Annotated in this window: 17 protein-coding genes; 7 read left to right on the top strand and 10 right to left on the bottom strand. The window is 63.7% G+C overall.

The annotated features are described in order from the left end of the window. From AKN84_RS32405 to AKN84_RS32395, 3 genes are all read right to left on the bottom strand, one after another. A partial coding sequence (locus AKN84_RS32405) for a porin (protein WP_157863359.1) occupies positions 1-1,624 on the bottom strand: 1,624 nt, incomplete at its 3' end. Positions 1,625-1,977: 353 nt separating this feature from the next. Further along, on the bottom strand, positions 1,978-2,433 hold the full coding sequence (locus AKN84_RS32400; RefSeq protein ID WP_050424536.1) for a CxxCxxCC domain-containing protein: 456 nt from the start codon (positions 2,431-2,433) through the stop codon (positions 1,978-1,980). An 85-nt stretch (positions 2,434-2,518) separates the two neighbouring features. After that, on the bottom strand, positions 2,519-3,514 hold the full coding sequence (locus AKN84_RS32395) for an ATP-binding protein (protein ID WP_050424535.1): 996 nt from the start codon (positions 3,512-3,514) through the stop codon (positions 2,519-2,521). A 191-nt stretch (positions 3,515-3,705) separates the two neighbouring features. Between AKN84_RS32395 and yajC the strand changes: the two genes are divergently transcribed. The 5 genes from yajC to AKN84_RS32370 are packed head-to-tail and all read left to right on the top strand — an operon-like array spanning position 3,706 to position 7,997. Next, positions 3,706-4,062, top strand: a complete 357-nt coding sequence (gene yajC / locus AKN84_RS32390; protein WP_021081225.1) for a preprotein translocase subunit YajC — start codon at positions 3,706-3,708, stop codon at positions 4,060-4,062. Positions 4,063-4,103: 41 nt separating this feature from the next. Continuing rightward, complete coding sequence (gene secD / locus AKN84_RS32385; protein WP_050424534.1) at positions 4,104-5,708, top strand: protein translocase subunit SecD; 1,605 nt, start codon at positions 4,104-4,106, stop codon at positions 5,706-5,708. A gap of 10 nt (positions 5,709-5,718) precedes the next feature. Further along, on the top strand, positions 5,719-6,747 hold the full coding sequence (gene secF / locus AKN84_RS32380; RefSeq protein WP_050424533.1) for a protein translocase subunit SecF: 1,029 nt from the start codon (positions 5,719-5,721) through the stop codon (positions 6,745-6,747). A gap of 6 nt (positions 6,748-6,753) precedes the next feature. Continuing rightward, positions 6,754-7,137 (top strand): Mth938-like domain-containing protein, encoded by a 384-nt coding sequence (locus AKN84_RS32375; protein ID WP_050424532.1) that lies wholly within the window; start codon positions 6,754-6,756, stop codon positions 7,135-7,137. Continuing rightward, positions 7,134-7,997 carry a phytoene/squalene synthase family protein gene (locus tag AKN84_RS32370; RefSeq protein ID WP_050424531.1) on the top strand — a complete coding sequence of 288 codons (864 nt, stop codon included), beginning with the start codon at positions 7,134-7,136 and terminating at the stop codon, positions 7,995-7,997. The genes AKN84_RS32375 and AKN84_RS32370 overlap by 4 nt, the downstream gene beginning before the upstream one ends. On the opposite strand, the gene AKN84_RS32365 is transcribed toward AKN84_RS32370, so the two are convergent. From AKN84_RS32365 to AKN84_RS46240, 4 genes are all read right to left on the bottom strand, one after another. Then, entirely contained in the window at positions 7,994-8,278 is a 285-nt protein-coding gene (locus AKN84_RS32365; RefSeq protein ID WP_050424530.1) for a DUF1488 family protein, read from the bottom strand. The genes AKN84_RS32370 and AKN84_RS32365 overlap by 4 nt on opposite strands. Positions 8,279-8,371: 93 nt before the next feature. After that, positions 8,372-9,475, bottom strand: coding sequence for a serine/threonine protein kinase (locus tag AKN84_RS32360; protein WP_050424529.1), 1,104 nt, complete (start codon positions 9,473-9,475; stop codon positions 8,372-8,374). Between the two features lie 5 nt (positions 9,476-9,480). Next, a complete protein-coding gene (gene trmFO / locus AKN84_RS32355; RefSeq protein WP_050424528.1) occupies positions 9,481-10,914 on the bottom strand; it encodes a methylenetetrahydrofolate--tRNA-(uracil(54)-C(5))-methyltransferase (FADH(2)-oxidizing) TrmFO in 1,434 nt (477 codons plus the stop codon). A gap of 110 nt (positions 10,915-11,024) precedes the next feature. Continuing rightward, complete coding sequence (locus AKN84_RS46240) at positions 11,025-11,177, bottom strand: DUF1127 domain-containing protein (protein ID WP_016846063.1); 153 nt, start codon at positions 11,175-11,177, stop codon at positions 11,025-11,027. Positions 11,178-11,909: 732 nt separating this feature from the next. Here AKN84_RS46240 and AKN84_RS32350 point away from each other — a divergent pair. Then, the gene (locus tag AKN84_RS32350; RefSeq protein ID WP_050424527.1) at positions 11,910-12,194 is read left to right on the top strand and encodes a hypothetical protein; all 285 of its coding nucleotides are present in this window, start codon (positions 11,910-11,912) and stop codon (positions 12,192-12,194) included. Positions 12,195-12,277: 83 nt separating this feature from the next. Here AKN84_RS32350 and AKN84_RS32345 read toward each other — a convergent pair whose 3' ends face one another. Continuing rightward, positions 12,278-13,423, bottom strand: coding sequence for an AraC family transcriptional regulator (locus AKN84_RS32345; RefSeq protein ID WP_162240918.1), 1,146 nt, complete (start codon positions 13,421-13,423; stop codon positions 12,278-12,280). A 373-nt stretch (positions 13,424-13,796) separates the two neighbouring features. On the opposite strand from AKN84_RS32345, the gene AKN84_RS32340 reads away from it, so the two are divergent. After that, on the top strand, positions 13,797-14,222 hold the full coding sequence (locus AKN84_RS32340) for a DUF3574 domain-containing protein (protein ID WP_050424525.1): 426 nt from the start codon (positions 13,797-13,799) through the stop codon (positions 14,220-14,222). A 281-nt stretch (positions 14,223-14,503) separates the two neighbouring features. Here the strand turns inward: AKN84_RS32340 and AKN84_RS32335 are convergent, their stop codons facing one another. Both AKN84_RS32335 and AKN84_RS32330 read right to left on the bottom strand, forming a co-directional pair. Continuing rightward, a complete protein-coding gene (locus AKN84_RS32335) occupies positions 14,504-15,319 on the bottom strand; it encodes a lytic murein transglycosylase (RefSeq protein WP_050424524.1) in 816 nt (271 codons plus the stop codon). 232 nt (positions 15,320-15,551) lie between these two features. Next, a complete protein-coding gene (locus tag AKN84_RS32330) occupies positions 15,552-16,463 on the bottom strand; it encodes a DUF2189 domain-containing protein (RefSeq protein WP_050424523.1) in 912 nt (303 codons plus the stop codon). Positions 16,464-16,643: the final 180 nt, after the last annotated feature.

The raw sequence follows: 16,643 nt of genomic DNA, 5'->3' as shown, positions 1-16,643 counted from the left end.
AGAAGTCGAAGGTCATGCCGGTCGTGATTGCTTTGGCCTTGTTGCCGGCAACGACGTTGTTGTTGGCGTCACGTCCACACACACCATAGCCGTGACCGCTCACACCGAGGCAGTAATGCGCGCCGGGGCCGTTGCGCAGGTAACTGCCGACGAGATACCAGGCGACCACCGGGCTGAAATGGTACTTGACGCCCGCTGCATACTGATCGGCGCTGCTGTCCAATGTGTTGAGGGCAAAGTCGGCCGATCCTGCTGCCGGAGTGACGGTGTAGTTGTTGAACACGCCCGTCCCGGGCGAGCCGGGTGAGGCGTTGGCGTGAGCCCATGACCCGCTGACATCCCAGGCGCCGATACTCTGGGTGGCACTTATGAAGTAGCCGTCGCGCGAGCGCTCGTTGAAGTCAGCCACGGTGTTCTCGCGCCGCATGACCTCGTAGATGCCGTAGAGCTGCAGCTTGCCGATGCCGTCGTCGAAGCGATAGCCGGCGCCGAACTTCGCGGCCCATTCGTTGGCAATGCCGACGGCTCCCGGCGGCACGATCAACACACCGCCATTGCTGAGCGGCGTGACGGCCTCGTCGCCGGTGCGGTTGGTGCCCTCATGCATCTCGTAAGCGGCGATCGCGGTGAATGGTCCCTGATTGTAGGTCAGCGAGGCACTGTAGAGATTGCCGTAAGAGCCGTCGGTGCAGCCTTCCGGCGCCGATGTCAGCGGGAAGCCGCTGCCGCTGCCGCGCGCGGACGTGCCGGGACAGTTGAAATCGCCGAGTGCGAAGTCGCTGTTGTCTTTCGCGGTGTTCTGTCCCGGCGATGCCATCAAGGTAGCCTGGAAGCCGTTCCAGACCGGCGACTCGTACCAGACCGCGTGCGCGGCGCGCCAATCGAACTCGGCGCGCAGGTCGCCGCCGGTGTTGCCCATGATCGAGTTGTAGTCGCCGAGCGTCGCCGAAAACGGATCGAACTTCGATGTGGACTTCTTGTAGGGCGTATCCGATTTGCCGGCCTTGATGGTGCCCCACGGCGTTTGCATGCCGATGAAGCTGTCGCGCGTTCCAAACGCGGCACGTTCGGTCGGAACTGCGGCGGCTTCGACCAGGGATTCAAACTGGGCGACGGCGGCCCACCCTGCGTAGCCATACGGTTCAAGATCATGGCGCGCGTGGATGCCGAAAAAGGTGAGGTTGCTCGCCACGCCGGTCTTGGTGCCTTGATCGAACACGCCGGGGTTGAAGACGTCACCCGACAGATCGACGTGGCCGTAGAGCGTGACGGTCGTGTTGTCGACGAAGGCGTTGCCTCCCGGCGCCTTGCTGTAGAGCGGCGCGCCGCCGATGCTGACGATGGGACGCTCGGGCGGCTGCTTCGGGGAGGGCGCGACAGAGGCGTGCTGCACCGGGTTGCCCTTTGGCGGCGAGGCGGTCGAAGCGGGCTCGGCTGGGTGGCTCGCGATATGATTGACGCGATCCCTGAGCTGGGCGTTCTCCTTGGCGAGTTTCGCATTGTTGCGTTCGAGTGCATCCAGACGCGCCATGACGTCGTCGAGCGTTGCCGCGTGGATCGGGCCTTGCGTCAGCGCCAGGCACATCGCTGCGGATGCTGTTCCTGCGAGAAGTCTCTTCTTCATTCATTCCCCCATCTGCCGGTCGCCTCAGCGGGGTGCTGAGGGCTGCAAACGGGTGGAAATGCTAAGGTATACGAAATGCCAGATACACGGGTGTCATGTGCGTCGAGGGCGATAAACACGCTGTGTGACATAAAGGGTACTATAGTACTGTTGCAGTGCATCAATATGTCGCATCGTGAGTTTCGGAATAAAATTTGACTTACTTGCTTCGGACTGAAGTTGTTGACGTAACTGCTGTTTGCGAACTGTGTCAGTGTTGCTGACAAGTTATGATTGCATCGCAACACCACACGGCGAATTTGGGATAATGCATGCCAATTCTAAGCGACGACACGCTTGTGCGAGGTTTTATATTACCTCAATGGGTCGAGGCCGCTTGATATCCGCTCGACCATCTCGCGCAGGAATTGCGGTGGCCCATAGGCGTGCCATTCGCCGTCCGACTGCAGCAGCAGCGGCCGTCGCATGTCACGGCTGAAGGCTTCGAGCCAGGCCCGCGCCTTTGCCTTCGGGCGGGCGCCGACGGCGACGGCGACGTCAACCGGGATCGTCCGCCAGACGAAGCTTGCGGGAAGGAAAATGAGATCGGATCTGTCCGGACGCATCCAGTCGGGCAGAGGGCTCGTCGGCGCCAGCCATCCGCAAACGAAATTCCGGCAGGGATCGACCGGACGCTCGGCGTAGATCGAGCATTTGCCCGCGCTGCTGAACGGGCACGGCTGCCCGGGACGGACGTCGTGGTCGCGAATCCGGATCTTCAGCCAGCCATCGCAGCAAGCGGTGCACTCGCCACAGCGTCTCGCGTTCATGCTTGGGTCAGCCGGCATGGGTCCGAGTGTACCCATGCCGCGCCGAATTCAGAAGGCCCGCGGTCCGCGGCAAGTACCGCTTGCGCTAGGCCCCGCTCAGCCGCACGCCGAGCCGGCCGGCGAGCTCCTGCGTGTACTGCCAGGCGACGCGGCCCGAGCGCGAGCCGCGGGTGGTCGACCATTCGAGCGCTTCGCGTTCGAGCTCGTCCTCGGCGATCTTGATGCCGTAATGGTCGCAATAGCCTTTCACCATCGCGAGGTACTCGTCCTGGCTGCAGCGGTGGAAACCAAGCCAGAGGCCGAAGCGATCCGACAGCGACACCTTCTCCTCGACCGCTTCGCCGGGATTGATCGCGGTCGAGCGTTCGTTCTCGATCATCTCGCGCGCCAGCAGATGCCGCCGATTCGAGGTCGCGTAGAGGATGACGTTGTCGGGGCGTCCCTCGATTCCGCCCTCCAGCACCGCCTTCAGCGATTTGTACGAGGCGTCGTTGCCGTCGAAGGAGAGGTCGTCGCAGAACACGATGAAGCGGAACGAGGAGCCACGCAGCAGCTCCATCAGGCCGGGCAGGCTCTCGATGTCCTCGCGATGGATCTCGATCAGCTTCAGCCGGTCGGCCGGCTTGCGGTCGACATTGATGCTGGCGTGCACGGCCTTGACCAGCGACGACTTGCCCATGCCGCGAGCGCCCCACAGCAGCGCATTGTTGGCGGGCAGTCCGTTGGTGAAGCGTTCGGTATTCTCCATCAGGATATCGCGCATCCGGTCGACGCCCTTGAGCAGGCCGATCTCGACGCGGCTGACGCGCGGCACCGCGGCAAGGCGGCCGTCCGGATGCCAGACAAAGGCGTCCGCTGCGCCGAACGAGCGAGCCGGATCGGACGCCGGGGAGGCGGCTGCGAGGCGGCTGGCGATGACCTCCAGGGCGCTCGCGATCCGCTCGGCGGCCGCGCCGTCGAGCGCCGTTGCCGGGCGTTTTGTCGCGGCGTTTGCGGCGCGCTTGGCCGCAGCCTTGGCCGCAACTTTGGGGGCGGTTTTGCTGGTCGTTTTACTGGTGGTTTTCTTGGCTTTTTTCGGCATTTGTCCAGTTCCTGTCGGCGCAGCCTTATCGGGCTGGCGGCGGTCCCGCAAGCGCCCTAAATGAAGGTCCGTTAACGTTGCAATTGGGACCGCGGCCGCTATAGTCCGCGCGAATTTGTCCGGACCGCCATACCGCCCCGAAGGTCGAGGGCACTGCCGGTTCTTTCCCGTCTTATCCGAGGATCGTTCGAATGCTGATTACTCCTGCGTTTGCTCAGGCTGGAGCAAGTGGTGACACCAACAGCATGTTGATGTCGCTGCTGCCATTCGCGCTGATCTTCGTCATCATGTACTTCCTGATTCTGCGCCCGCAGCAGAAGAAGGTGCGTGACCATGCGGACCTCGTGAAGAACATCCGCCGCGGCGACACCGTGGTGACCTCGGGCGGCCTCGTCGGCAAGGTGACCAAGGTGGTCGACGACGACCAGATCGAGTTCGAGATTTCGGACGGCGTCCGCGTGCGGCAGATGCGCCAGATGATTTCGGGCGTGCGGACCAAGGGTGAGCCGGCGAAGGGCGACGCCAAGGACGAGGCATCCGCGAGCTGATTGCCGCGGACGCCTTTTGCCGAATCTGACAGGTCAATTCGATGTTGTATTTCACGCGGTGGCGAGCGCTGGGGATCATCCTGACAGCGCTGGTGGTCTGCCTGTGCGCCGTGCCCAATTTCTTCCCCGAAGCGCAGGTGAAGACCTGGCCGACCTGGGCGCAGCGGCGCCTCGTCCTCGGCCTCGATTTGCAGGGCGGCTCCTATCTGCTGCTCGAGGTCGACTCCAACTACGTGAAGAAGGAGAAGCTCGAGCAGGTTCGCGACGACACTCGGAAGGCGCTGCGTGACGCCAGGATCCTCTTCAACGGAGGCGTGCAGATCCGCAACGACGGTGTTGAGGTCCGGATCACGAAAGAGAGCGATGTTCCGGCGGCGATCACCAAACTTCGCGAGGTCGCGCAGCCGATCGGCGGCTTGCTCGGCTCCAGCGGCCAGCGCGACGTCGACGTGACCGATGCCGGGGGCGGGTTGGTCCGTCTGACCGTGTCGCAGCCCGCGATGATCGAGCGGATGCGCAAGACCATCGAGCAGTCGATCCAGATCGTCGAGCGCCGCGTCAACGAGCTCGGCACCGTCGAGCCTGTGATCCAGCGCCAGGGCACCGACCGCATCCTGGTGCAGGTGCCGGGTCTGCAGGACCCGACCCATCTGAAGGAGCTGCTCGGCAAGACCGCGAAGATGGAATTCCGCATGGTCGACACCTCGGTGTCGCCCGACCAGGCCCAGCAGGGCCGCCTTCCGCCGGACTCCGAACTTCTGATGAGTGCGTCGCCGCCGCCGGTTCCGTATGTCGTCAAGAAGCAGGTCCTGGTGTCCGGCGGCGAGCTCTCCGATGCCCAACCCGGCTTTGACCAGCGCACCGGCGAGGCGATCGTCAGCTTCAAGTTCAACACGTCTGGAGCGCGCAAATTCGCGCAGGCCACCGCCGACAATGTCGGCCAGCCGTTTGCGATCGTGCTCGACAACAAGGTGATCTCGGCGCCGGTGATTCGCGAGCCGATCACCGGAGGACAGGGCCAGATCTCCGGCAGCTTCACCGTGCAGTCGGCCAACGATCTGGCGATCCTGATGCGCGCCGGCGCGCTGCCGGCGCCGCTGACGGTGGTCGAGGAGCGCACCGTCGGTCCCGGCCTCGGGCAGGACTCGATCGAGAAGGGCGAGCTTGCCGCCTATGTCGGCTCGATCCTGGTCATCGTGTTCATGCTGCTGACCTACCGCCTGTTCGGCGTGTTCGCCAACATCGCGGTGGCCATCAACGTCGCCATGATCTTCGGGCTGCTATCCCTGCTCAACGCCACGCTGACGCTGCCCGGCATCGCCGGCATCGTGCTGACCGTCGGCATCGCGGTCGACTCCAACGTGCTGATCTATGAGCGCATCCGCGAGGAATTGCGCGGCGGCCGCAACGCGATCTCGGCGATCGACGCCGGCTTCAAGCGGGCGCTGGCGACCATCCTCGACTCCAACATCACCACCTTCATCGCCGCCGCCGTGCTGTTCTATATCGGCACCGGGCCGGTGCGCGGCTTTGCCGTGACGCTCGGCATCGGCATCATCACCACGGTGTTCACCGCCTTTACCCTGACGCGCCTGATCGTCGCGGCATGGGTGCGGTGGAAGCGGCCGCAAACCGTGCCGATCTGAGAGGCCTATTGTGACCCATACCGTTCTCATTGGCCTTGGCATCCTGATCACCGTGCTGACCGTGGTCGCGGCGCTCGGCCTGCTGCCGTCGCTGCGCATCGTCCCCGATGATACGCATTTCGACTTCACGCGCTTCCGCCGCATCAGCTTCCCGATCTCGGCGCTGCTCTCGATCCTCGCCATCACGCTGTTCTTCACCCACGGCCTGAATTTCGGCATCGACTTCAAGGGCGGCACGCTGCTCGAGGTACAGTCGAAGTCCGGCGCGGCCGACATCGCCGCAATGCGCACGACCCTGAACGGCCTTGGCCTCGGCGAGGTGCAGTTGCAGCAGTTTGGAGGTCCGGCCGAAGTCCTGATCCGCGTCGCCGAGCAGCCGGGCGGCGACAAGGCACAGCAGGATGCGGTGACGAAAGTGCGCGGCGCGCTCGGCGATAGCGTCGATTACCGCCGCGTCGAGGTGGTGGGCCCGCGCGTCTCCGGCGAGCTGCTTGCCTACGGCATGATCGGCCTGATGTTCGCGATTATCGGCATCCTGATCTATCTCTGGTTCCGGTTCGAGTGGCAGTTCGCGCTCGGCGCCATGATCGCCAACGTCCACGACATCGTGCTGACGATCGGCTTCATGTCGATCACCCAGGTCGACTTCGACCTCACCAGCATCGCGGCGCTGCTGACGATCCTCGGCTACTCGCTCAACGATACCGTCGTTATCTACGACCGTATCCGCGAGATGCTGCGGCGCTACAAGAAGATGCCGATGCCGCAGCTGCTGAACGAATCGATCAACTCGACGCTGTCGCGTTCGATCATCACCCACGTCACGGTGACGTTGGCGCTGCTCGCGCTGCTGCTGTTCGGCGGCCAGGCGATCCACAGCTTCACCGCCGTGATGATGTTCGGCGTGGTGCTGGTCGGCACCTACACCTCGATCTTCATCGCGGCGCCGATCCTGATCTATCTCGGCGTTCACACCACGCGAGGTGAGGCGCAGGATGCGCCGGCCAAGAAGCCGGACACGGCGGCAGCCAAGAAGTAACCGGTCATGAGTAACCCCTCGGACGCTCCCCATCTTCCGAGGTCGGCGCCGATCGAGGCCTACGGCAAGGGCGGCTTCGCGTTTGCCGATATGTCGCACCGAGGCTCGCTGTTGTGCCTGCCGGACTCGATCTGGGCCTGGCCGGTCACGAAGCCGCAGGAGATCGACGAATATTCGCTGCAGAAGGTGTTCTCGGCAGCCAATGCGATCGACACGCTGATCGTCGGCACCGGCACCGAGGTCTGGGTGCCGCCAAAGGGCCTGCGCGAGGCCCTGCGTGTGGTCCGCGTGGTGCTCGACCCGATGCAGACGGGCCCTGCGATCCGCACCTACAACATCATGCTGGGTGAGCGGCGCCGGGTCGCGGCGGCGCTGATTGCGGTGCCATGAGCGCGGTGGAGGCGCCGAGGGACGGCGCAGCCTTCTGCGCCGATCTGGTGCGGACCCATGACTTCGTGCGCTACGCGTCGACCTTGTTCCTGCCGGGTCCGGAGCGCCGGGCGCTGCTTGCGATCTATGCCTTCAACATCGAGGTCTCGCGCGTGCACGAGCAGGTCAGCCAGCCGCTGCCCGGCGAGATGCGGCTGCAATGGTGGACCGACATGCTGGCAGGCGCCGGGCACGGCGGCGTCGAGGGCAATCCGGTCGCGGCCGAGCTGCTCTACGCGATCCGCAATCACCGCCTGCCGGTCTCGCCGTTCTCACGGCTGGTCGAGGAGCATCAGTTCGATCTCTACAACGACCCGATGCCGTCGCTGGCCGCGCTCGAAGGCTATCTCGATGCCACGGCGTCAGCGCTGTTCTCGCAGGCCACGCGCGTGGTGGCGCGGCCATCGGAGGCGATCGATCACCTGGCTCGCCATGCCGGCCTTGCCCAGGGCATGGCGCACGTCATTGCGGCGCTGGGCCGCGACGCATCGCGGCAGCAGCTGTTTCTGCCGTTGCAGCTGCTGCAGCAGCACGGCAGCAGCAAGGAGGAGGTGTTTACCGGCAAGCCGACGCCGAATATGCGCGCTGCGATCGATCAGCTTGCGGACGAGGCGCAAGGCCATCTCAAGACCGCATTCGGGCTGCTCGCCGATGTGCCATCCGGTGTGCGGCCGATCTTCCTGCCGCTCGCTCACGTCAGGCGCGAGCTGAGCCGGGCGAGGAGAGCCGATAACGATCCGTTCCTGCCGAAGCCGGTCTCGCGCCTGCGCGCGCTGTGGATCTTGTGGCGAGCCGCGCGCACCGAAGAGTTCGGCCGCTAGCTCGGCTCCTTCGAGATGTGCTTGGTGAAGATCCGGACCGTTATGCCCCTGACCATCGGGCCGCTGTCATAAATGTCGGATGCAATTTGTTCGACCACGTCGCGCAACGCGACGAATTGCGCCTGACGCGCCATGCTCGCAGTTCCACGCGTGCCGGCCAGCTCGTCCATTGCGGCGTCGCTGATCTGGCATTCAACTTCCTGGTCGCCGTGCATCATGGTGAAACCGAACGCCAAGCGTTCGGAATCATATCCCCCGATACGGCCACGGGTGAGTGGCATTAAACTTGTCCCTTGAGCGCGCTAGCCCACGCAAAGAGTGGGGCTTCGCGCCGCGTTTGTCGAGGGCTACGCGCATGGCAAGATGCGCGCGAATTAGCCGACGGGCCGATCCATCTCGGCGACTTCGAAATTGAAGCGGTCGCGCAGATTCTTGCGTTGCTCGAGGATGTCCTTGAGGAACTCGCGATCGGCGTCGCTGCGCATCATCGGCTCGATCAGGTCGATCTGATTCATCGCGACGAGCTGCAGGATTTCGGTGCGCGGCTTGCCGGCCGCATCACGCGGCAGCGCATGCACGATCTGGATGTGCTCGGGCGGCTTGACGCCCTTGGCTGCGGTGAGCTCGCTGCGCAGCGTCTTTTCCAGCGCCGACTGATCCGCCTCGACGAAGGCGTAGAGCCCGACGCCGACGCGGCGGTCGGCAAAGGCGACGATCGCGGTATCGCGCACGTCAGGATTCCTGCGGATCAAATCGACCAGCACCGGGGCATCGTTGACCAGCCGCCGGCCACCGCCTTCGCGGTCGGTGAAATTGAAGATGCCGCGCGTGATCGCCTGATAGACCTTCTTGCCGGTCTTGAGCCAGACGCTGGCAACCGCGGACTTCTTCGCGAGTACCTTGCGCTCCATCGGCGTCAACGCCTCCGGCGCGTAGCTGCGCTTGTGCTTCAAGAGGTGCCGCAGATCCTCATAGGCCGCGATACGGAACAGCCGGCTCCGGGTCCTGAAGCAGGCGGCGAGCTGGAAGTCGGTGAGATAGGCGCGGCCGTCGCGGCCGACCAGCCAGTTCTGCTCCTTGGCGAGGTCGTTGTGACAGATGCCGGCGCGATGCAGCTTGCGCAATGCGGCCTTGGCGGAACGGAAGTAGGCGACGTCGCCATGCGGCTTCGCCAGATGCAGCGCCGCGCCATCGATGAAGCCGCGCACCAGCGCGCGCCGGCCGGCCCACAACAGCTTGGGCCCGACGTCGAGGTCGCGCGCCAGGGTCAGCGCGCGGCGTTCGCGCGAGAACAGATGCAGCGCCACGGCGAACGACCAGAACGGCACCTGATCGAGCCGGCGCAGCACGCCCTCGACCTCGCCGTCATCGGCGCGGAAACGGCCGCGCTCGACGGTGGAGAACACGTCGCGCTTGAGCAGCACGCCCTGGCTCCATCGCGCCGACAGGGTGGCGTCGTCGTCTTTCGGCAAGCTCATGACTGTCAGGCCGCTGCCGCAACGCGCAGGTGCTCTGCGATCCAGTGATCGAGGTCGGCGAGCGCCCGCGCGCTGATCGCCTGCTTCTTGGCGACGGTCTTCTCGTTGCCGCGCAGCCGCGAGCCGTCCGGCTTCTTGGTCGGCGCACTGGCTAGCGGCGGGAATAGACCGAAATTGATGTTCATCGGCTGGAACGAGCGCGACCCGGCGTCGATGGTTTCGATATGGCCGCCGGTAATGTGGCCGAGCAGCGCACCGAGCGCGGTGGTGGCGGGCGGTGGCGTCAGCGCGGCGCCGCGCATGTCGGCGGCGGCGCACAGGCCGGCGATCAGGCCGACGCTGGCGGACTCGACATAACCCTCGCAGCCCGTCATCTGCCCGGCGAAACGCAACCGCGGCTGCGCGCGCAGGCGAAGCTGACCATCGAGCAGCTTCGGGGAATTCAGGAAGGTGTTGCGATGCAGGCCGCCGAGGCGGGCGAACTCCGCGTTCTCGAGGCCCGGGATGGTGCGGAACACGCGCTGCTGCGCGCCGTGCTTCAGCTTGGTCTGGAAGCCGACGATGTTGTAGAGCGTGCCGAGCTTGTTGTCCTGCCGCAGCTGGACGATCGCATAGGGCTTCACCGTCGGATCGTGCGGATTGGTCAATCCGACCGGCTTCATCGGTCCGTGGCGCAGCGTCTCGTGACCGCGCTCGGCCATCACCTCGACCGGCAGGCAGCCGTCGAAATAGGGCGTGTTGGTCTCCCAATCCTTGAAGTCGACCTTCTCGCCGTCGAGCAGCGCCGTGACGAAGGCGTCATACTGTTCCCTGGTCATCGGGCAGTTGATGTAGTCGGCGCCGGTGCCGCCGGGGCCGACCTTGTCGTAGCGCGACTGAAACCAGGCCACCGACATGTCGATGGAATCCTTGTGCACGATCGGCGCGATCGCATCGAAGAATGCCAGCGCGTTCTCGTCGGTCAGCTGCCTGATGGCGTCGGCGAGCGGTGCCGAGGTGAGGGGACCGGTCGCGACGATGACGTTGCTCCAGTCCGCCGGCGGCAGGCCTGCGACTTCCTCGCGGCTGATCTCGATCAGCGGATGCTCGCTGAGCGCCTTGGTGACGGCGGCGGAAAAGCCGTCGCGGTCGACGGCGAGCGCGCCGCCGGCGGGCACCTGATTGGCATCGGCCGAGCGCATGATGAGGGAGCCCAGCCGCCGCATCTCGGCGTGCAGCAGCCCGACTGCGTTGTTGGCCGCGTCGTCCGAGCGGAACGAGTTCGAGCAGACCAGTTCGGCGCAGCCGTCGGTGCGGTGCGCCTCGGTCATCCGCTGCGGGCGCATTTCGTGCAGGACGGCGCGGACGCCGGAATTGGCGACCTGCCAGGCGGCTTCCGAGCCGGCGAGCCCCGCGCCCACGATGTGCACGGATTGGGAAGAGGATTGATGCGATGTCATCGCGCAGCGTTAGCGCGTTTCGTGACCGTATGCATCTGAAACTGCGCTACAAACGACAACGCCCGCTGTGGAAGCGGGCGTTAGCCGTTCATCAGATGGCTTGCGGCCGATTAGCCGTTGTAGGTACCGGCGGCAACGCGCGGAATGTCCGAGCGGTCGAGGCCGATATCGGCCAGTTCACGATCGCTGAGCTGGGACAGTTCGCTGACATTGCGCTGATAATCCCGGAAAGCCTGGATCATGCGGATGAGCGAGAGCAACATGGTAGTCTCCTAGTAGTTCAGATTCAGCTTTTCCAAAGCCTCATCGTTGAAGTGAATATAGATGATATAGTGCAGTGCGGTAGTTCCAATGTTGCGATGCAGCTAGGCTCAAAACGCATGGCGGAGGTAAGTTCCGGTTAACCGTTTGTGGCATCGAGGGCGGGGCCGGAGGCGGACGTTTCGTCGGCATCGCCGCTCTAGATAAAATCTTCTAAAGATCAGTGGGTTGGCTGGATTTCACTGGCCTCTGCCGCGTTAGGCATGTGGTAATTACAGACCGCGTGATCAAGCTGAAATGGCATTGTGAGTGGATGATCACGTCGATGTGTTCCATGCGTGATTCGCATGCAACATCTTGCCATTAGAAGTGATTATATGTTCATTATATGGTGGCGTGTCCGCTCGACGGACGTAGCGTCAATCGGCCGCATTGACTCGTGAGGTACTGGGGCACGGCGGCGCCGCGCGGATTTCGGCCGGGTGCAGGATGTCGCAGGGACCGCTTGCTGCTTATCGGAAATGCGTCGATTGAAGTGAACGCCTCCAGCATCGCTAATGCGGCGCCGCTTCCTTACCGGCTTGTAATCAAGACACTATGCAACGCATGCGCGATCCGCGCGCAGCGCTCATCACATTCGTATCGCGCGAAGTTCATTCTGAACGGTGCCGGGAACAGCGAATAATCATTCCGCAGATTCCGCAATCACGCAGGATTCTGTTCAAGAACAAAAGATGGAACATCCCATGATCAAGACATTGATCGCAGCGACCACCATGGCTGCCGTCGTCTACGCCGTCGCCCCGGCTCAGGCCGCTCATCGCCATCACATGGGCGTCGGCTGCAGCGGCGCCAATTTCGGCAAGACTGAAGCGGCCGTCGAAGCTATGGCTGACAATGAGGTCAAATTCGCGGCGGAGAAGGAAGTCTCGCTCGCCCAGGACGCGATGCTGAACAACAAGTGGGGCGAATGCGGCGCGCACCTCGGCAAGGCTGCTGAAGCCAGCATGGCGAAGTAAGTTTTGATCATGACGACAAGGGCCGATTGCCTGGGGCAATCGGCCCTTTTTATTTGGCTGGAGCACGATCGGTCCGGATTGAATCAGGAGCCACTGTTCGCGATCAACCCTCTTCGCACCGATTCACGCACGTCCGAGGGGGGCGCTCCGTATTGCCGGCGAAAGGTGCGGTTGAAATAGGACACGTCGCCGAAACCAACTTCAAAGGCGACCGCGCTCACAGGCCGATCGGCGTAGCGCGGATTGACGAGCAATCGATGCGCTCGCGCGAGACGGCGCCCAAGCACGAATTGTGAAAATGTGGTCCCGTCGCCTTCGAACATCCGTTGCACTTGGCGCGGGGTGACGCCGTTCCGCCGCGCGACAGCCGCAACCGTGAGATTACCATGATTGAGATGGTCGATGATATCGGCCTTGATGGCACGCAGCCGCGCTGCGCTGACGCCCCGCCCATCGGCAAGAGCCGCGGCATCTCTCGTTGCGCCGAGCGCCACAGCGATCAGGTCGTGCACATGCGAGGCCACGTGGTGCTGTAGCTGAGGCGTGGCAAGCGCGTCATCCTCCTGCAGCGCTCCAACATAGCTCACCAACAATTTCAGCGCTTCGGTGGAGCGCGCAATAGGCTGCATCACGGAGGAATCGACGCTGCTCACCAGCGGCGCCAGCGCCGGCCGTGGAACGTGAAGGCACAGAATCTTCGCCGGGGCAGGGCACACCATCGCGACCGGATCCGCCGAGCTGACCAGCAACCCGTCGCCGGCGCTCCATGTGACCTCGCGTCCACGCTGCACCATCATGGCATCGTGCGAGCCCATCACCAGGACAAGCCCGTCGTTGCCATCCGCCAACTGCTCGGCACCCCGCTCGTAGCGAAATGCCGACATGCCGGCCGACGTGATGGACAGCCCGGGCAGCATCCGCACGGTCACGTCCGCATGCAAGGAATGATCCGGCAGTGGCGCGAGGTCGGCCTTCAGCACCAGCCGGCCGTACAGATCACGCCATGCGGCCATCCGGTCCTTCTCGGCAAAATCTTCCAGGGAAAACCGGGAGAGTGCAACGTCGTTGGCCGTCGAGGTCATCGGGAAACTCAAGCTGTCGCAACAGATGTCGCCGGACTGCCGCGTCTGGTTCACCAAGGCGACCCGGTTCGGCGGCAACAAACGAACGCAACGCAGGGCTTCTAGCCAATGACCCGGCGCTGTCAAAGCGCCCTGCGCATGCTCCATCCACGGTTCCCTCAGGGGGGCAGGTGCAGTCCGGGGTGAAACGCACGTCCCATTGGCCGGAACGTATCCAGATTGAAATACCGACCCGCCAAGTCGTTTTGATCCAAGGCGTTGTCGCGCCTGTCCAAGCCGGTGGGCGGACAAGTCACTAAAACCCATAGCGCAAAATTGGTCTGCTCGCAGAAGGATAACGGGTGATTTTATCACTATTTTTGCGTGTCCATAGCGCGCCCGGCGACGTCAGGCTTGCTACGGGCATCATCGGCGTACTGGGCGTGTTCCTCGGAATGTTGCTGTTTGCCTGGATCGTGTACCGGATCGCAAAACCCAAGACGTCGGTGGCCGAAGTGGCAAAGCTCACAGTTCGAACTTCATGCGCACGCTGATCCACGCCGCGGCGTGGCTTGTCCTCGTTGCGGGAAGCGACACATCCGCAGCCGAAGGCGCAGCAACTTCCTGCCAGCTGATCAATGGCAAGTCGATGATGCAGGCCGAACTGTTGTTTGGACGGCGTATCGCCGGACATGGCCGCGTATCGGACGCCCAGTGGTCGGACTTCCTTCTGAGGGAGGTGACACCGCGCTTTCCAGATGGATTGACCCTGCTCAGTGCTTCTGGCCAGTGGCGCGACCCGGACACGGGCCGGATCACACGCGAGCAGTCCTTTGTCGTGCGCATCATCGCTGCCGAGATCCCGGAGACCTTGGCACGCTTGACGGAGATTAGCACCGCATACAGGCAGCGCTTTCATCAACAATCGGTTGGCCTCACGCTCTCGACCACTTGCGCATCGTTCTGACCACTCGCCGTAACCGCAATATTCATCCCCATCGCGCGCGCGACGTCAGTCGCTGGCCGGATGGCAAGAATCTTGAGCCCAGCTTGCAGCAGCAAACGAACTGCCCCGCGAGGCGTTGGCGCCGCTGGTCTCCAATCCCGACGACCTGCTCATGCGTGGCTTGCCGTCGACCACGGAACCATTGCGGTTGCTCGCGCTTTACCTTCCGAAATTGGACGACGGATATCGGGGCCGATCGCCTGGGGCGGTCAGCCCCTTGATGCACCTCATGGCGAGATGCCCTATGGCGCCTTGGCCAGCTGGGTGGCGAAGTAGCCGATCGTCTTGGCGTACACCTCGCTCTTATTCCACTGCTGGATGACCGCGAAATTCTCGCTGCCGGGCTCCCAGCCTTTGCCCTTCTTCCAGCCGTAGCTCTTCAGGAAATTCGCCGTCGACGCCAGCACGTCCGGCACGTTGTGCAGGAGGTCGCGCTTGCCGTTGCCGTCAAAGTCGACCGCGAACTTGATGTAGGACGACGGCATGAACTGGGTCTGGCCGATCTCGCCGGCCCAGGCACCGCGCATCTCCTGCGGTGCGAGATCGCCGCGCTCGACAATGCGCAACGCATCCATCAACTCGGCCTTGAACATGTCGGAGCGGCGGCAATCATAGGCCAGTGTCGCCAGCGAACGCAGGGTCGGAAACTTGCCGGTGTTGACGCCGAAATCGGTTTCCAGGCCCCAGATCGCGACCAGGATTTCGCCGGGCACGCCGTAGGCTTCCTCGATACGCGACAGCACCGAGCCGTAGCGCTTCATCATGTCGGAGCCGCGATTGAGCCGCGGCGGCACCATGCGGCCCGAGAACTGCTCGAAGGTCTGGCTGAACACCTGCTGCGAATGATCGCGCGCCAGGATCGCCTTGTCCTGCGTGACGCCATTCAGCCCGGCCTGGATCGCGTTCTGTGAGATGCCCTTTGCCACGGCCTCTTTCTTGAAATCGTCGAGCCAGGACTCGAACGTGCCCGTGCCGCATTGGGCGGCGAGCGCAGACGCGGTCGAGGTCAAGAGCCACGCCCCAACGGCGAGCGTGTGAAAGGACAAGCGAGAGGTCATAGGCAATTTCACTCCGGAGTCTGCGATGTCATCGATTGGTCGCGCAACGCGGCGGGTATGTTCGCGGCAACAGCGGCCAAAACAAGGCTCGTGATCGGGCTGTTTTTCTCGGGTCGCGCTGCAAATGCCACGCCAACTTCACATCCATTTGACGGTCCGGGACGACAAACCGCCGGCCGAATGTATCGGCCGGCGGTTGCTGTGAGGTTTACGAGCTCAGGTTGACCGGCGCTTATCCGCGATCGCTGCGCCGCCACGGGAACAGGTTGGCCGGGAAGTCGGCGGCCGGCTTGCGCTCGCGCGGCTCGGGGAATACCGGCCGTGCGTTCGGATCCTTGACGATGACCTCGCGATAGAGATGCCAGGTGGCGTGACCGAGCAGGGGGATCACGACGGCAAGCCCGAGGAAGAACGGGATCGTGCCGAGCAGCAGCAGCACCGCGACGATCAGGCCCCAGGCCGCCATCGGCACAGGGTTCTGCGCGACGGCGCGCATCGACGTCACCATGGCTTCGCCGGCGCTGGCCTGGCGGTCGAGCATCATGGGGAAGGCGACCACGCTGATGCAAAGCGCCACGAGCGCGAACAGGAAGCCGACGCTGCAGCCGACCACGATCAGCCACCAGCCTTGCGGGGTGGTGAGCACGCGCCCGGCGAAATCGGGAATGTCAGCCGCAATCGCATATCCGAACACCGCCGTGTAGATCGCCTGCGCGGTCGCAATCCAAGTCACGAACAGTGCGAACAAGATCGTTCCGACCCCGAGCATTGCGCCGAATGACGGCGAGCGGAATACCTGAATGGCGTCCCACGCAGATGCTTCACCGCCGTCCTCGCGGCGGCGGCTCATCTCGTAGAGGCCGATCGCGGCAAACGGGCCGAGCAGGGCAAAGCCCGCGGCCAACGGAAACAGCAGGGGCAGCACGGAATAGCCGTGCACGGTGCGCGCGAGCACGATGCCGAGCACCGGATAGATCAGGCACAGAATGATGGCGTGGCTTGGCACCGCCTTGAAGTCCTCCCAGCCGAGACGCAGCGCTTGGTGCAAATCGAACAGGCCGATGGTGCGGATGACGGGCGCAGACGCGGCACCTTCGCCGCTCTGCGTCATCGATGTGACATTGCCTTGGTATGGTGTGGCCATGGTCGTTGTCTCCCTCTGGGCGGGCGCATTCTGCGCCCGGCGCGCGGGCACAAACGTACCGTCTCTCGAAGCGATCACGAGCAAGCCAGACGCGAAAGACAGAGCAGGGAACTGGCCGTGTCGCGAACTGTTGAGTGAGGGTACTCCCAAACCGCGTCAAAAGCACTCACGCTTAAGTGA

It is taken from the genome of Bradyrhizobium tropiciagri, assembly GCF_001189845.1.
GTDB classification, from domain to species: domain Bacteria; phylum Pseudomonadota; class Alphaproteobacteria; order Rhizobiales; family Xanthobacteraceae; genus Bradyrhizobium; species Bradyrhizobium tropiciagri.
The sequence above is the reverse complement of the archived record's forward strand: the minus strand, read 5'-3'. Positions and strand labels throughout refer to the sequence as shown.

What these genes read in the sequence shown, in the direction of transcription:
- AKN84_RS32395 (WP_050424535.1), bottom strand. Translation starts at nt 3,514, where the DNA reads ATGCCGAAAAAAGCCAAGAAAACCACCAGTAAAACGACCAGCAAAACC.
- AKN84_RS32365 (WP_050424530.1), bottom strand. Translation starts at nt 8,278, where the DNA reads ATGCCACTCACCCGTGGCCGTATCGGGGGATATGATTCCGAACGCTTG.
- AKN84_RS32330 (WP_050424523.1), bottom strand. Translation starts at nt 16,463, where the DNA reads ATGGCCACACCATACCAAGGCAATGTCACATCGATGACGCAGAGCGGC.
- trmFO (WP_050424528.1), bottom strand. Translation starts at nt 10,914, where the DNA reads ATGACATCGCATCAATCCTCTTCCCAATCCGTGCACATCGTGGGCGCG.
- AKN84_RS32340 (WP_050424525.1), top strand. Translation starts at nt 13,797, where the DNA reads ATGCGCACGCTGATCCACGCCGCGGCGTGGCTTGTCCTCGTTGCGGGA.
- AKN84_RS32375 (WP_050424532.1), top strand. Translation starts at nt 6,754, where the DNA reads ATGAGTAACCCCTCGGACGCTCCCCATCTTCCGAGGTCGGCGCCGATC.
- AKN84_RS32350 (WP_050424527.1), top strand. Translation starts at nt 11,910, where the DNA reads ATGGAACATCCCATGATCAAGACATTGATCGCAGCGACCACCATGGCT.
- AKN84_RS32335 (WP_050424524.1), bottom strand. Translation starts at nt 15,319, where the DNA reads ATGACCTCTCGCTTGTCCTTTCACACGCTCGCCGTTGGGGCGTGGCTC.
- yajC (WP_021081225.1), top strand. Translation starts at nt 3,706, where the DNA reads ATGCTGATTACTCCTGCGTTTGCTCAGGCTGGAGCAAGTGGTGACACC.
- AKN84_RS46240 (WP_016846063.1), bottom strand. Translation starts at nt 11,177, where the DNA reads ATGTTGCTCTCGCTCATCCGCATGATCCAGGCTTTCCGGGATTATCAG.
- AKN84_RS32400 (WP_050424536.1), bottom strand. Translation starts at nt 2,433, where the DNA reads ATGAACGCGAGACGCTGTGGCGAGTGCACCGCTTGCTGCGATGGCTGG.
- AKN84_RS32370 (WP_050424531.1), top strand. Translation starts at nt 7,134, where the DNA reads ATGAGCGCGGTGGAGGCGCCGAGGGACGGCGCAGCCTTCTGCGCCGAT.
- secD (WP_050424534.1), top strand. Translation starts at nt 4,104, where the DNA reads ATGTTGTATTTCACGCGGTGGCGAGCGCTGGGGATCATCCTGACAGCG.
- AKN84_RS32345 (WP_162240918.1), bottom strand. Translation starts at nt 13,423, where the DNA reads ATGGAGCATGCGCAGGGCGCTTTGACAGCGCCGGGTCATTGGCTAGAA.
- AKN84_RS32360 (WP_050424529.1), bottom strand. Translation starts at nt 9,475, where the DNA reads ATGAGCTTGCCGAAAGACGACGACGCCACCCTGTCGGCGCGATGGAGC.